Raw genomic sequence first — 13,913 nt, 5'->3', positions numbered from 1 at the left:
ATGGACTTCATAGCAATCCTGTCGATCTTTGTGCTGGCGTGTTTCGTCGGCTATTATGTCGTCTGGTCGGTGACGCCCGCGCTGCATACGCCGTTGATGGCGGTCACCAACGCCATCTCCTCGGTCATCATCGTCGGCGCGCTGATCGCCGCTGCCGCGTCTTCGGGCGCGACGGGATCGGGCGTGGCCAAATGGCTGGGGCTGGCGGCGGTGGTGCTGGCCAGCATCAACATCTTCGGTGGCTTTGCAGTGACGCAGCGCATGCTCGCCATGTACCGCAAGAAGGAGAAGCGCTCGTGATCGCCCCAGTGTCACCTGCGCTGCCACCCGCGCCGCTCGCCCCTGCGGTCGAGGCCGTTGCCGCGAACCCCTTCGTCTCGCTCGCCTATCTGGTGGCGGGGGTGTGCTTCATCCTGGCGCTGCGTGGACTGTCGAGCCCGACGACCAGCCAGCGGGGCAATCGCTTCGGCATGATCGGCATGGCGATCGCGGTCGTGACGACGTTGGTGACGCATGTGCCCCTGCGGGCCGATGCTCTGCCACCGGGGAATCCCCATGATTTGATGATCGACTGGACGGCAGCCCTGGAAATCCTCGCCGCCATCGGCCTCGGCGCAGCAATCGGCATCGTCACCGCCCGCCGCATCGCGATGACCGCGATGCCGCAGCTGGTCGCCGCCTTCCACTCGCTGGTCGGCCTCGCCGCCGTCGCGGTCGCCTGTGCGGCCTTCCTCAACCCGGTCGCCTTCGACATCGCCGACATGGTGGTGCCGATGATCGGCCAGCCCTTTGCCAGCATCCATGTCGTCAGCCGGGTCGAGATGGTGCTGGGCGTCGCGATCGGTGCGATCACCTTTTCCGGCTCGGTCATCGCCTTCCTGAAGCTCAACGGCAATATGGGGGGCAAACCGATCCTGTTGCCCGGCCGCCATGCGCTGAACGCGGGGCTGTTGGGCGCGATCGTCATCCTGGTGGCGATGTTTACGCGCGACCAGTCGCCATGGATCTTCTGGACGATCACGATCCTGTCCTTCGTGATCGGCTTCCTGCTGATCATTCCCATCGGCGGCGCGGACATGCCGGTCGTGGTTTCGATGCTGAACAGCTATTCGGGCTGGGCCGCCGCCGCGATGGGCTTCACGCTCCACAACAGCGCGATGATCATCACCGGCGCGCTGGTCGGCAGCTCGGGCGCGATCCTGTCCTATATCATGTGCCGGGCGATGAACCGCAGCTTCATCAGCGTGATCGCGGGCGGCTTCGGTGCCAGCGATGCGGGGAGCAGCGGCGGCGGTGCGGCGGTCGACCGCCCGTGGAAGCGCGGCAGCGCCGAGGACGCGGCCTTCCTGATGAGCCAGGCCGAACAGGTCGTCATCGTCCCCGGCTACGGCATGGCGGTGGCTCAGGCGCAGCATGTCCTGCGCGAGATGGGCGACCTGCTCAAGAAGGAAGGCGTGCGGGTCAAATACGCCATCCACCCGGTCGCGGGGCGGATGCCCGGCCATATGAACGTGCTGCTGGCCGAGGCGAACGTGCCCTATGACGAGGTGTTCGAGCTGGAGGACATCAACGCCGAATTCGCGCAGACCGATGTCGCCTTCGTCATCGGCGCGAACGATGTGACCAACCCGGCGGCCAAGACCGACAAGTCCTCGCCCATCTACGGCATGCCGGTGCTCGACGTGGAAAAGGCCAAGACGGTGCTGTTCATCAAGCGTTCGATGGGCGGCGTCGGTTATGCGGGCGTCGATAACGAGCTATTTTATCGCGACAACACCATGATGCTTCTGGCGGACGCCAAGAAGATGGTCGAAGAGATCGTCAAGGCACTCGGCTGAGTGTCCGATTCGGACTGACGTCGACTCCCGGACGTCGGTCGGGGTTGCATCGGCGCATGGGCGAAGGGGCGGGGGCCCCGCGCCCGTTGCGCCGTTCGCGACCATGACGAGGGACCAGCCCGCAAGGCTGGCGGCGGGGGACGAGCGTGGACGAACAGGATCTTTACGGCACCGGCTTTGCGGTCGTGGTGATCGGCGCGCCCGCGCTGGCGCAGGCGGCTGGCGATCTGGTCGGGCAGGCGGGCGGCCGGGTGCTGCGTCATATCGCCTGGCCGGCGGTGGCGGAGGAGATCGGGCAACAGGCGGGGCGGCCGCTGCTGCTGGTCGACACGCACGGCGCGGAGGTGGCGACGATGGAGATCGCGCTCGCCCGCATCGACGCGGTCGCCACCGCGCTGGACCTGCCCATCGTGGTCAGCATGGCGACGGGCGATATCGATCTGGTCGCCGCGATGCTGATCGGCCCGCGCGTGGCGATGCTTTGCGACGCCAGCCCGCTGGAACTGGTCGCCGCGCTGGCGGTGGCGGGGGCCAGCCATGGCGGCGCGGCGCTGCTCCACGCCTATGTGCGCGAGGGCGAGTCCGAACGGCTGCGCAAGTTGAACGCCGAGGTCGCGCGTATCGCCGAGGCACTGACCAGGCTGTCGGTGCAGGAGGACGAGGACCGGCGCGGCAGCGTCGGCGACCGGCATCAGAGCTTCCACGCCGCCCCGCCGCGCGCCCAGCCGGGCGATGCCGAACGGGTCCGCCGGATGATCCGCGCCCGGCGGCTGCGCGACGGGTTTTTCGAGGGCGGGCTGTTCGAGGAACCGGCCTGGGACATGCTGCTCGACCTCTATGCCGCGCATCTGGAGGGGACGCGGGTGTCGGTGTCCAGCCTGTGCATCGCCGCCGCCGTCGCGCCGACCACCGCGCTGCGCTGGATCGGCAAGATGACCGAGGCGGGGCTGTTCGCGCGCCAGCCCGATCCCGCCGATCGCCGCCGCGCCTTCATGGTGCTGACCGATCGCGCGCAGGAGGGGATGCGGGGCTATTTGAACGCGCTGCATCGGATCGGCGGCGTCTAGGTCTATCCCGCCAGTGCCCAGCGGATCGCGCCGCCCAGTCCGCGCGTGCCCGCCCGGATCGCCGGTCTGACCGCGCCGTAACCGTCCAGCCCATGCAACCGCGCCGCCCAGTCGGGGAGCAGCGCGATACCCGCCTGGGTCAGCCAATTGCTGACCGGCGCGAGGGCAGGGGTGGGCGCGGGCTGGTTGAGCAGGGTGCGCGCCACCGCCCGTGTCCGCGCATCGACGCGCAGTTCGGGGCGGATCGAATCCAGGAAGCGCGCCAGCTGCTGCCGGGTCTCGGGCACCTGCTCGGCCCCCAGCCGCCGGGCAATCGTCGCCATTTCCGCCAGATAGCGATCCGCCTCGGCATCGGAGAAGTCGGGATCGCGATAGGTGCGATGCGCACGCAGGAAGCTGTCGACTTCGGCGGCGTGGACGAAGGTCAGCAGATGCGGATCGTTCGCCGCATAGGGCGTGCCGTCGGGCAGGGTGCCGCCAACCCGGTCGTGCACCGCCCGCACGCGCGCGATCATCCGCTCGGCGGCCTCGGTCGCGCCATAGGTGGTGACCGAGATGAACCCCGCCGTCCGCCGCAGCCGCCCAGGCATGTCGCGGCGGAAATCGCTATGGTCCCACACGCCTGCAAGGGCGGCGGGGTGCAGCATCTGGACCAGCAGCGAGGCGATCCCGCCCGCCATCATCGCGGTGAAGTCGCCATGCACGACCCAGGTCGCGGAGCCGGGGCCGAACAGCCCGTCATCTCCCGGTGGCCGGGTCAGGTCGAGCTGACGGCTCCCGACCACGTCGCGTATCTGGTCGGCGATCTGGCGGCGGACAGGAAGCATGGGGGGAGAACGCGCCGGGTGGCGGGGCGTTGCGTGGGGGCGGACGTTCTTAGCCCCCACGCCCGTTCGCACTGAGCGAAGTCGAAGTGCACGCCCCGCGCTTGCGGCGAGGCCGGTCCCGTGGCCTTCGACTTCGCTCAGGCTGAACGGGGCGGGGGGCGAGTGGGTGGCTCGCCGTCCATCCGCCGCTTACCCCCGCTTGGCGGCCTCCCAGGCGGCGATCTCCTCGGGGAAACGCTGCTCCACCACCAGGTCACTCGCCGTTTCGCTGGCCAGGTCGACCGTCACCGACCCCGCCCATTCATAGGTCGCATTGCCCGACAGCGTGACCATCCCGTCCTCGCCCGCAAAGGCGCGGACCAGGCCGCCGCGGTTGAACACCACGGTCGGCGCGTCCCAGGCGATCCGCCCGGTCAGGCATGCGGCATAGGTCGACGCCGCCATCGCGCTGCCGCAGCTGTCGGTCAGGCCCACGCCCCGCTCGAAGGTACGGACGAACAGCGAGTTCCCGCGCACTTCGACGAAGGACACATTGGCGCGGTTGGGCAGCCAGTCGGGCGCCGCCTCGCAGATTTCGCCCAGGCGGACGAGTTCGGCTTCGTCCACCGTCTCGACGAAATGGACGAGATGCGGGTTGGGCATGGTGACGGCGGTGAAGCACTTGTCCGCATCGAGCATCGGCAGCACCGCCTCGACCAGTCGCTCGGGGGCGCCATGGATCGGCCAGGCGGCGGTCGACAGACCAGCGGGGCCCGCCGTCTCGCGCACCGTATAGACGCCGGGCGCGAGGTCGGCGTCGTGGACCGCATCGGCGTGCGATGTCTTCAGCCGCACGGTGGCCGCCGCGATCCCCAAAGCCTCGAACCCCGCGCGCGCGACGCAGCGTACGCCGTTGAGGCAGGTTTCCGCCTCGCTGCCGTCGCTGTTGCGCATCACCATGCCGAAGGCCGCGCGTTCGTCGCCGGGGACCAGCAGCAGCAGCCCGTCGCCGCCCACCGGCCCCGCCCGGTCGGCCAGCGCACGCGCGACGCCCGCCCATTCGGCTTCGGTCAGCGACAGGTCGCGGGCGTCGATCATCGGGAAATCATTGCCCGATCCATGGCATTTGACGATCGCGAACCGCATGGCGATAACTCCGACAGGACAGGATGTGGCGCTTAGCCCAGCCAGACCGGGTTCGCCAGATGGGCGGGCTATATGGATGGGGCCGGGCCGTCGGGTCGAAAAACGGAAGGGGAAGAGGGGGATGATTACCGCGATCCGCGAGGTGCGCCGGGCCAAGGGCATGACCCTGGACGATGTCGCCCGCGCCTGCTCGCCCCCCACCACGCCGCAGACGATCGGGCGGCTGGAGATGGGGACACGCACCGTCTCGCTGCCTTGGCTGAACCGGATCGCCGCCGCCCTGGGCTGCACGCCCGCCGATCTGGTGACGTTGCCGATCCGCGAGACGCTGCCGGTCGCGGCGCTGCTGGGACCCCGTGGCGCCGTGGCGCCGCGCAGCGCCCGCTCGGTCTCGCCGCCCTGTGCGACGCCGGGGATGCTGGCGGTGACGGTCAGCGGCGCGGTCGGCGATTACCGCGCGGGCGATGAGCTCTGGTGCGAACCGCTGGCCCCCGATAGGTTCGCCGATGCCATGAATCGCGATATCCTCGTGCCCCGCGCCGCCGGTGGCTATGTCTTTGCCCGGCTGGCGGGCGTGATGCCCGACGCGCTGCGCCTGTTGCCGCTGGAGCCCGGGGCGGCGGGGGTGACAGTGTCCGCGCCCGCCTGGATCGCGCGCGTGGCGCGGCTGGTGCGCACGCTGTGATCCGCGCCATCCTGCCGTTGGTCCTTGCGCTAGCAGGGCCCGCCGCCGTGCCGCAACAGGCGACGCCCGCCCCCGCCGCGCCGACCCCGCCGCCGATCGAAAAGCCCGTGCTGGTCCATGCCTTCCCCCACGATCCGACGGCCTTCACCGAGGGGCTGCTGATCGCTGACGGCACGCTGTATGAAAGCACCGGGCGCGAGGGGGAGAGCTTTATCCGCCAGGTCGATCTGGCCACCGGCAAGACGCTGCGCCGCGCGACCGTGCCCGATGGCCTGTTCGGCGAGGGCATCGTCGCCTGGGGGGCGGAGCTGCGCAGCGTGACCTGGCATGGCGGACGCGGTTTCCGCTGGAGCCGCCCGGCGCTGAAGAAGCTGGGCGAGTGGCGCTATGACGGGGAAGGCTGGGCGATGACCGATGACGGGCATCACATCATCCTGTCGGACGGTACGCCGCGCCTGCGCTTCCTGGACCCCGCCACGATGAAGGTCGTCCGCACGCTGGACGTGACGGTGAACGGACGGCCGCTGCGCAATCTGAACGAGCTGGAATATATCGACGGGCAGGTCTGGGCCAATGTCTGGATGACGCCCTATATCGTGCGGATCGATCCGGCGACGGGCGTGGTCGCGGGTGTCGTCGACCTTAGCGATCTGGTCGCGCGGGTCGGGCTGACCGACCGGGATTCGGTGGCCAACGGCATCGCCTATGACCGGGCCAGGCACCGCATCTTCGTGACCGGCAAGAACTGGCCCGAACTGTTCGAGATCAGCCTGCCCAGGGCGGCGCGCTGATCCCGGCCAGTCGGTATCGTCCCGCCCGGTCAGCCGCCCATCAGCCACGCGATCGTGCAGCCCGGGGTCGTCACGCCCAAGGGCGATATCGTGGCAAGTCCGACGAAGCCCGTCGGGCTCCATGACATGTGCGTATCCCCCAATCCAACAGATAAAGTGTTGGATACTGCGGATGACTGGAGCGTTACCGTAGTATATTGGTATAAATATAACATGGATTATAGCGTTTAAGGCCGCCATGATCCGATCGTCATGCAATCCCGCCATGCCCCTCGTTCACGGGGTGATGCGCGGGTTAGGTGGATAAGGGAGCGCAGTTTCTTGCCGACCAGTACTCGTTTTGTCGTCTCGCTGCATATGCTCGCGCTGATGGCGGAGCATGGCGATACGCCGCTGCGCTCCGAGGATATCGCGGTCAGCGTCAATTCCAACGCGGCGGTGGTCCGTGCGCTGCTGCTGCGGCTGGCGGCGGCGGGGCTGACCCGGTCGCAACTGGGCAATCGCGGCGGGGCGATGCTCGCCAAGCCGTCGTCCGACATCAGGCTGGTCGATGTATACCAGGCGGTGGAGGACCGGAACTTCTTCGCCTTTCATCGCCAGCCGCCCGAAGGCGAGGGGATGATCGACCGGCATATCACGTCCAGCCTGGAATCGATCCTGACCCCGGTGCGCGAGGCCCTGGAGAACAAACTGGCCGGGCTGACGCTGGACGACGTGCTGGACGATATCCGTGCAAGGGCCGGTAGCGATGGGGCCGGGTCAGACGAGATTCAAATCGGCCGGGCGCGTGTCGGGGAACAACGTCGCGAGGCGGTCGCCTGACAGGCCGAACTGCCGCTGGACCAGCCCGCCGATCAGCGCGCGGTAATCGGTCAGCACAGGCAGATCGCGATCCTGGTTGAGCGTGGCGGCGGACAGGGCGACCTGTTCGCCCGCCATGCGTCCGCCCGACACGCCGCCGCCCAGCACCCAATAGATGCTGCCATGGCCATGATCGGTGCCCCGGTCGCCATTTTCGCGGAAGGTGCGGCCGAACTCCGACACGATAACGACCGTAGTGGTGCGCCATGCGTCGGGCCCGATCGCCTGGGCGAAGCTGGCGAGGCCCCGTCCCAGATCGCCGATCCGGTCGGCGAGATAGCCGGTCGCGCCGCCCTGGTTCACATGGGTGTCCCAGCCGCCGACATCGACGAACGCCAGGTTGAACCGGTCGCGCATCAGCGTGCCGATCCGCTGCGCCGATAGCGCAAAACCCTTGGCGGAGACCGCGCCGCGACTGGCGGCCTTCATCTCCTGATCCAGCGTCTTGTAGACGGTGTCGCGCACGGTGAAGCCTTCGCTGACCGAGCGGGCGAGGTCGGGGTGTCCGGCATACATGCTCTGGATCAGCGCGGCCTGGCGCTGGTCGATCGGCTTGCCGACATTGGCGAGTGCCAGATTGGGGATCGGGTCCTCGCCGCCCCGAAAGCATAGCGGCAGCTGGTCGGTAAAGGCGATCGGCCGCTCGCCCGTGCCGAGAATATCCGCCAGCCTCGCCATGAAGCCCGAGCCATAATCGCGGTGGCCGCCGACCGGCTGGCCCAGCTCGATCGTGTCCTGGGTCTCGAAATGGCTGCGGCTCATATCGTCGGTGCCCGCAAAGGGTATGAAGGCGATCTGCTTGGCCTGCCATAGCGGCAGGATCGAGTCCTTCAGCGCCGGGTGCAGCGTCCAGTCGGCATCGAGCGGCAACGGCGCGTCCGGGTTCGCCGGATCGGGCTTGGGCAGTGCGATGGTCGGGCGCGACTGGCGGTAGAAGTCGCTGGTGCTGGGCACGACGATGTTCACCGCGTCATAGGCGCCGCGCAGAAACACGACCAGCAACCGGCTGCCCGCCTGCGGCGCGGCAAAGGCCCGGCCCGCCATCACCATGGGGGCGAGCGCGGCGGCTCCGCGCAAGAGGTCACGGCGATGAAAATGGGGGAACATCATGCGATCCTCCTATCGGTGCATGAATTCGGGCGAGGAGAAATAGAGTGCGTTCCACTCCGCCGGGGACCGCGCCTGGCCGAGTGCCGCGAGTGTCGGCTTGCCCAGCATCGGCATCCGCGCGGCGAGGATGGGAGAATCCCTCAACATCGGCGGCGGGGAAGGCGGGGGCGGGGTGCCCGGCGCGGCATCGGCGGGCTGGAATAGCCGCGCCGCACCACTGCCCAGTTGCCGCGCAATGTCGAACCGCGTCGCCATCTGCCCCGGCGCTGCCCAAGCGGCAGTCGACAGGTCGTAACCATCGGGCGTCTCGTGATCGTACAGACCTTCGCCCATCTGGCGGATCCAGCCCACCACCGGCTGCGCATTGGTGATCGCCCGGTCGCCATAAGCCAGCCGCACCGCCGACAGCGTATAGCCGACCGGGTCCTTGAAGCCCTTGCCCAGCGAGCCCGAAAATTCGCGCGACCGGATCATGGTCTTCAGCACCTCGGCGATGTCGCCATGGCTCTGGCGGAATTTCGCCGCCATCCGGTCGACCAAAGCGGGCGGCGGATTGTCGCCCATGAAATAGGTCGCCAGCTTCAGGCTGACATGATGCGCGGTCGCCGGACTCTCGGCAATCAGGTCCAGCGCCTGCTCGACCTCGGCGAAGCCCGACCCGGTGATGGTATGGCCCAGGAAATGCTTGGTGCCGAAATCATGGCGGGCCGGATTGAACTCGAACAGGCCCGCGCGGATGTAGAGCGGCTGAAGCTCGGGCTTCAGTTTCGGCGCATCGGGTTTCTGGTCGACGCCGACGCCGGTCAGGATGCGCGCCAGTTCCTGTACATCCTGCTGGCTATAGCCCGAGCCGACGCCCATGGAGTGCAGCTCCATGATCTCGCGCGCATAATTCTCGTTGATCTTGCCCTTGGCGTTCTGGTCGTTGTCCAGATAGCGCAGCATCGCCGGGTGGCGCAGCGTCGCCTCCAGCAGGTCGCGATACCGGCCCAGCGCATGGGCGCGGATCGTTTCCTCATAATCGCCGACCATCGCGCGGATGTCGCGCTTGGCCGCCTGCACGTTGAAATGGTTGAACCAGAACCAGGTCATCCGCTCGCGCAGCTGGTCGGGCGCATAGAGCGCGCGCAGGACGAAACGTTGCCGCGCCTCGTCGGCCAGACCGTTCATCGCCTTCTGATAGGCTTCGCGGGCGGCCTTTTTCTGGTCGGGGTCGGCGATCGCCTTGAAATCGCGCTGCATCGCGTCGGTCTCAACGACGAGCGCGGCGACGCGCTCCCGGGAAATGCGCATCGCGTCGATCTGCGCCTGGACGGCGGGGGGCAGGGGGGCGGGCCGGTCGTCGAGCTGATGGCGCAGCCATGCGTCGCTGCCCGGTGCGGGGCCGGTATCAGGCGCGGCGGACGGTCCCCAGCCCAGCCGTTCCGCCCAGGCCGCGTCACGCGCGGGGTCGGCGGCATAGGCCGGAACCGGGGCCATCAGCGCCATCATGCCGATCCAGGAAGCGATCCGCGCCACGCCTCGCTCTCCATTTCCGCCTGCCGCCAACGGGTTGGGCGCAGGCTTCTTCGGACTGTAATGTGGCGGAGAGAGGCTGAACCCCGCCTTTCCCGGACATGAAAAGGACGTCAGCGGCCCTCCATCAATCCTCCCCGCTCGGCGGGGAGGGGGACCAGCGAAGCTGGTGGAGGGGGGAGTGCCATAGGGGATGTCCTATGAGGAAATCCCCCTCCGTCAGCGCTTGCGCGCTGCCACCTCCCCGTGCCGGGGAGGATTTTACTTCGGCAGCTTGCAGTCGACCGGCTGGGTCACCGGGTTGCAGCGTTCCATCACCCCGCCGGGCAGGGTCACGGTGAAGCCCTTGCTCCACCCCCGCGTCGGCGCGCCGGGATAATAGTCGGTCGATACCGCCTGCGCGCCGCTGTCGATCGCGGCCTGTTGGCGGGCATGATCGTTGGTGCGGGCTTCGACCGTGTCGGCGTCGCTGCGGGTGCGGACGATGAAGCCCTGTTTCACCCACTCCCTGATCTTGGCCCCGTCGGTGCGCGGATCGCCGACGATCTCGACCGAAGCCTCGGGCTGGTCGGTGTCGTACCAGCCGAAGACCGGGCGGCCTTTGAGCGAGGGATGCCCGGCGCGATAACGGTCTGACACGTCGCTGGGGGTATCGAGGACGAAGTAGATTTTCCCGCGCGCCTGCTCCAGCGTCGGCCAGCCCTTGGTCGTGACGGCTTCACGCAAGGTCTTCGCATTGCCGCGCACGTCATCGGGCGTGATGATCCGGTCGGGCGTCAGCACGTCGCGGATTTCCGCATCCAGCGCGTCGAGCAGCGGCCCGGTCAGCGGCAGCGGATCGGTGACGCCGGGCTTGTTGATCGGCCGGTCGGCGGCGTTGATCGTCACCATGATCGGCAAATGGCGCGGATGCGCGCGCGACCAGGCGTCGATCTGGCCGATGCACTGCTTGAACGTGCCGCAGGACCGGTAGTCGACTTCCGGAATGTGGAAGACCTTGAAGCCGGGCTTCATCATGGCGGCCTCGTCGAAGCCGGTCTGCTGGCCCACCGCCTTGGCCATCGCCTCGCCCTTGGGATGGGCGAAGCGCCCGCCTTCGGGATCGGCGAAGATGTCGATCTCCAGCTGGCGCACGCCCCGGTCGAGCTGCTGTGCGAGCGTCAGGTGATCGTAATCCAGCGCGGCGGCAAGCTTCGGGTCACGCCGCTCCAGTTCGGCGAAGACCGCAGGCGCGATCCGCTTCTTATAGCTGTTGTGCGATCCGACGACCTGAATGTCGTTCATCCGCAAGCCTGCTTGCGGCGCCGGAGCGGCGGCGGTCGCGAGGACCGCCGCCAGGGTGAGGAACGCCTTCATCAGAACTCCGCCCGGATGCCGAACAGGATCGTCCGGCCATAATAGTTGATCTCGCCGAAGCGCAGAGCATTGTCGTTATAGGTGTCCTGATGCGCGCCCGCGATGTTGATCGCCTCCAGGCTGAGCGTCAGATTGTCGGCGGCGCGCACCGAGAGCTGGCCGTCGAGCGAACCGAAGGCGGCGACGTAAGTGGGCGCCTGCACCGTGCTGCCCGTGCTCGACAGATATTTGTCGCGCCAGACATAGGAGAGTCGCGCCGACAGCGGCCCCTTGTCGTAGAAGCCGACCAGGTTGAAGCTGTTCTTCGACAGGCCGATCAGCTGGTCCTTGATGGTGCGCGACCCCGCCGTGTAATCGGCCTTCACCTCGGTATGGGTGTAGCTGCCCTGCACGCCGAAGCCGTCGAACGGCGCGGGCAGGAAGGTGAAGACTTGGCTGTATGCCGCTTCCGCGCCGTAGACCTTGGCATTGCCGCCATTGACCGAGCTGGACAGACGGACGGTGCCGCGACCCGGAATAGTGATCTCGGTATTCGACTGGGTGATGTAATTGTCCATCGCCTTGTAAAAGACCGCACCCGACAGCATGCCCGAGGGGGCGAAATACCATTCCAGCGACCCGTCGAACTGGGTGGCGAGGAACGGCACCAGCTGCGGGTTGCCGCCGCTGGCGGTCGGCGCGTCGGTCGACACTGTGATGCGCGGCGCGGTGTCGGTGACGTTGGGACGGGTCAGCACCCGGCTGGCGGCCAGGCGACCAACGAGCGACGGCGACAGGTCGGCGCGCAGGTTGAAGCTGGGCAGGACGTTGTTGAACGTCTTGGGGTAGCTGACCGGGGTGGCGACATTGCCGCTGGTCAGGGTGCCGCTCGCCACCTGATCGGTGTGGACATAGCGGACGCCCAGATTGCCGGTGACGGGCACCGCGCCCGCATCGAACTGGTAATCGGCGCGGACATAGGCCGCCGCGATCTTTTCCGACACGACGAAGGATGAACGGCGGTCGCCATTGGTGATCGGCTGCGCCTGGATGGCGGGGGTGAAGAAATTGCCGACATAGGCCTGGCTGACGGGCACCAGCCAGTTGCGGAAGCCGTTGCCCGACACGCCGGACAGGAAGTCGTCATAGGGAAGCTGCTGATACGCGCCCGCGCCCAGGTTGGTCAGCGGCTGGTTGGTCGCGGTGTCGATCAGGTAATCGCGACGGAAATAGTCGCGCTTGCGCCAGTGATATTCGCCACCCGCCTGCAGCTTCGACAGGAAACCGTCGAAATCATGACCGATATCGAGGCGCGAGTAGAAGTCCCAGTCCTTGCTGTCCTTCGGTGCGATGTTGAACTGGAACAGCTTGTAATTGGCCGGGTTGGTGACATCGACCGGCGTGGTGAAGGTCGGCACCGATTGGTAACCGGCGCTCGCGTCATAGGTCAGCGGCGCGACGAAATAGGCGCGGCTGCGCACCGTGCCGGTGCGGTAATCGGGGTGATAGCTGTGCGCCGCCGACCAGTTGACGTTGGCGGCGACATGCCAGCGGTCGGGGTTCCACGTCTGCTTCAGCCCGACGGTCAGCAGGTCGTGGCGGTTGAGGCTGTATTCACGCGTGCCCATGAAGCGGACATTGTTGATCGTCGCCTTGGTGATCGTATCGCCGACGACCGTATAGCCCGGCTGGATCTGCGCCGGGGGGCCGCCCGCCGTGCCGCCGTCATCGGGATAGATGTCGAGGCCGAACTCGTCATAGGCGACGTCGAGGCGCGTCGCGACCATGTCGAGCGTCGTCTGAAGCTCGGGCGTCGGCTGCCACTGCGCCGACACGATGCCCGAGATGCGCTTGCGATCCTCGGTCTCGACGGTCGGACGGGTGCGGGTCGGCGAGTAGAGACCGGCGGGAATGCCACCCTTGTTGGCCGCCGTGTAGCGGTCGGTCAGCCAGCCGAAATTCATGAAGCGGTCGTTGCGGACCGTCTTGCCCCAGTACTGCGCGCCCGCGAGGATGCCGAAGGTGCCGTCGCCGTTCTTCGCGCTGGTCAGCACGGTGACGTTGGGGCGGACATCCTTGGTCTGGGTCGTATAGGTGCCGCGAATGTTGACGGTCGTCTTGTTGCCGACCTCCAGCGGGCGGAAGGTCTTGACGTCGATATTGCCGCCCAGCGCGCCTTCGCTCATGTCGGCGGTCGGCGTCTTCACCACGTCGATGCTGGAGGTGAACTCGGCGGGCAGCATCTCGAAGCGGAACTGACGCCCGGCGGCACCGCCATTCTCGATCAGGTCGTTCAGCGCGACGGTGCGGCCGTTCATCAGCGTGTTCTGGAACTGCGGCCCCAGGCCACGGACGCTGACATACAGGCCCTCGCCGCGCGGGCGGGTGATCGCCACGCCGGGGACGAGCTGCAATGCTTCGGCGACGTTCTGGGTCGGGAACTTGCCGATATCGGTCGAGCTGATCGAGTCGACACCGTAAGCGGCGCGGCGCTTGGTCTCGATGCCCGCCGCCAGGCTGCGTGCATAGGTGCCGTTGACGACGATATCCTCGCCCATGGCGTCGGCATCGGTCGCCTGCGCGGCCTGCGGCGCGGTGGCGCCTGCCCCTGCACCTGCACTGTCCTGCGCATGGGCGGCGAGCGGGCCCGTCACTAGAATAAGCGAAACCGATGCCTTCAGCAGGCCGCGAAACGTCAGCATGTCTTGATCCCCCATCGGCTGTCTTGCCGGTTCGGCGGGGGCGTTAGGATCGGTCGG

General features: G+C 67.6%; 12 protein-coding genes. 6 read left to right on the top strand and 6 right to left on the bottom strand.

Going from position 1 to position 13,913, the window contains the following annotated elements:
- The 3 genes from GGQ89_RS09590 to GGQ89_RS09580 all read left to right on the top strand — a co-directional run bounded on the left by GGQ89_RS09590 (position 1) and on the right by GGQ89_RS09580 (position 2,905).
- Entirely contained in the window at positions 1 to 300 is a 300-nt protein-coding gene (locus GGQ89_RS09590; RefSeq protein ID WP_056435707.1) for a proton-translocating transhydrogenase family protein, read from the top strand.
- A 20-nt stretch (positions 301 to 320) separates the two neighbouring features.
- Entirely contained in the window at positions 321 to 1,838 is a 1,518-nt protein-coding gene (locus GGQ89_RS09585) for an NAD(P)(+) transhydrogenase (Re/Si-specific) subunit beta (RefSeq protein ID WP_184105671.1), read from the top strand.
- A gap of 146 nt (positions 1,839 to 1,984) precedes the next feature.
- Positions 1,985 to 2,905, top strand: a complete 921-nt coding sequence (locus tag GGQ89_RS09580; RefSeq protein ID WP_338112292.1) for a winged helix DNA-binding protein — start codon at positions 1,985 to 1,987, stop codon at positions 2,903 to 2,905.
- Positions 2,906 to 2,907: 2 nt separating this feature from the next.
- Here the strand turns inward: GGQ89_RS09580 and GGQ89_RS09575 are convergent, their stop codons facing one another.
- Complete coding sequence (locus GGQ89_RS09575) at positions 2,908 to 3,732, bottom strand: oxygenase MpaB family protein (protein ID WP_184105595.1); 825 nt, start codon at positions 3,730 to 3,732, stop codon at positions 2,908 to 2,910.
- A 189-nt stretch (positions 3,733 to 3,921) separates the two neighbouring features.
- Positions 3,922 to 4,857, bottom strand: coding sequence for a diaminopimelate epimerase (gene dapF / locus GGQ89_RS09570; RefSeq protein WP_184105594.1), 936 nt, complete (start codon positions 4,855 to 4,857; stop codon positions 3,922 to 3,924).
- Between the two features lie 121 nt (positions 4,858 to 4,978).
- On the opposite strand from dapF, the gene GGQ89_RS09565 reads away from it, so the two are divergent.
- The 3 genes from GGQ89_RS09565 (at position 4,979) to GGQ89_RS09555 (ending at position 7,155) form a co-directional block, all read left to right on the top strand.
- A complete protein-coding gene (locus tag GGQ89_RS09565; protein ID WP_056435693.1) occupies positions 4,979 to 5,542 on the top strand; it encodes a helix-turn-helix domain-containing protein in 564 nt (187 codons plus the stop codon).
- Entirely contained in the window at positions 5,539 to 6,333 is a 795-nt protein-coding gene (locus tag GGQ89_RS09560; RefSeq protein WP_380773009.1) for a glutaminyl-peptide cyclotransferase, read from the top strand. Before GGQ89_RS09565 ends, GGQ89_RS09560 begins: the two co-directional genes overlap by 4 nt.
- A 321-nt stretch (positions 6,334 to 6,654) precedes the next feature.
- A complete protein-coding gene (locus GGQ89_RS09555; protein ID WP_082442253.1) occupies positions 6,655 to 7,155 on the top strand; it encodes an Rrf2 family transcriptional regulator in 501 nt (166 codons plus the stop codon).
- Here GGQ89_RS09555 and GGQ89_RS09550 read toward each other — a convergent pair.
- The 4 genes from GGQ89_RS09550 to GGQ89_RS09535 form a co-directional block, all read right to left on the bottom strand.
- A complete protein-coding gene (locus tag GGQ89_RS09550; RefSeq protein ID WP_240456397.1) occupies positions 7,093 to 8,304 on the bottom strand; it encodes a DUF1501 domain-containing protein in 1,212 nt (403 codons plus the stop codon). The two genes, GGQ89_RS09555 and GGQ89_RS09550, sit on opposite strands and share 63 nt — an antisense overlap.
- Positions 8,305 to 8,313: 9 nt before the next feature.
- Positions 8,314 to 9,822, bottom strand: coding sequence for a DUF1800 domain-containing protein (locus GGQ89_RS09545; RefSeq protein ID WP_338112291.1), 1,509 nt, complete (start codon positions 9,820 to 9,822; stop codon positions 8,314 to 8,316).
- Positions 9,823 to 10,080: 258 nt separating this feature from the next.
- The gene (locus GGQ89_RS09540) at positions 10,081 to 11,175 is read right to left on the bottom strand and encodes a phosphatidylinositol-specific phospholipase C1-like protein (protein WP_240456396.1); all 1,095 of its coding nucleotides are present in this window, start codon (positions 11,173 to 11,175) and stop codon (positions 10,081 to 10,083) included.
- The gene (locus tag GGQ89_RS09535; protein WP_240456395.1) at positions 11,175 to 13,856 is read right to left on the bottom strand and encodes a TonB-dependent receptor; all 2,682 of its coding nucleotides are present in this window, start codon (positions 13,854 to 13,856) and stop codon (positions 11,175 to 11,177) included. Before GGQ89_RS09535 ends, GGQ89_RS09540 begins: the two co-directional genes overlap by 1 nt.
- Positions 13,857 to 13,913 lie beyond the last annotated feature (57 nt).

Origin of the sequence: Sphingomonas yabuuchiae (genome assembly GCF_014199595.1) — a bacterium.
Classification (GTDB): Bacteria; Pseudomonadota; Alphaproteobacteria; order Sphingomonadales; family Sphingomonadaceae; genus Sphingomonas; species Sphingomonas yabuuchiae.
The sequence above is the reverse complement of the archived record's forward strand: the minus strand, read 5'-3'. Positions and strand labels throughout refer to the sequence as shown.

Excerpts from the sequence above, each read along its gene's own strand:
- GGQ89_RS09565 (WP_056435693.1), top strand. The coding sequence starts at position 4,979 with ATGATTACCGCGATCCGCGAGGTGCGCCGGGCCAAGGGCATGACCCTG.
- GGQ89_RS09590 (WP_056435707.1), top strand. The coding sequence starts at position 1 with ATGGACTTCATAGCAATCCTGTCGATCTTTGTGCTGGCGTGTTTCGTC.
- GGQ89_RS09575 (WP_184105595.1), bottom strand. The coding sequence starts at position 3,732 with ATGCTTCCTGTCCGCCGCCAGATCGCCGACCAGATACGCGACGTGGTC.
- GGQ89_RS09535 (WP_240456395.1), bottom strand. The coding sequence starts at position 13,856 with ATGCTGACGTTTCGCGGCCTGCTGAAGGCATCGGTTTCGCTTATTCTA.
- GGQ89_RS09550 (WP_240456397.1), bottom strand. The coding sequence starts at position 8,304 with ATGATGTTCCCCCATTTTCATCGCCGTGACCTCTTGCGCGGAGCCGCC.
- dapF (WP_184105594.1), bottom strand. The coding sequence starts at position 4,857 with ATGCGGTTCGCGATCGTCAAATGCCATGGATCGGGCAATGATTTCCCG.
- GGQ89_RS09540 (WP_240456396.1), bottom strand. The coding sequence starts at position 11,175 with ATGAAGGCGTTCCTCACCCTGGCGGCGGTCCTCGCGACCGCCGCCGCT.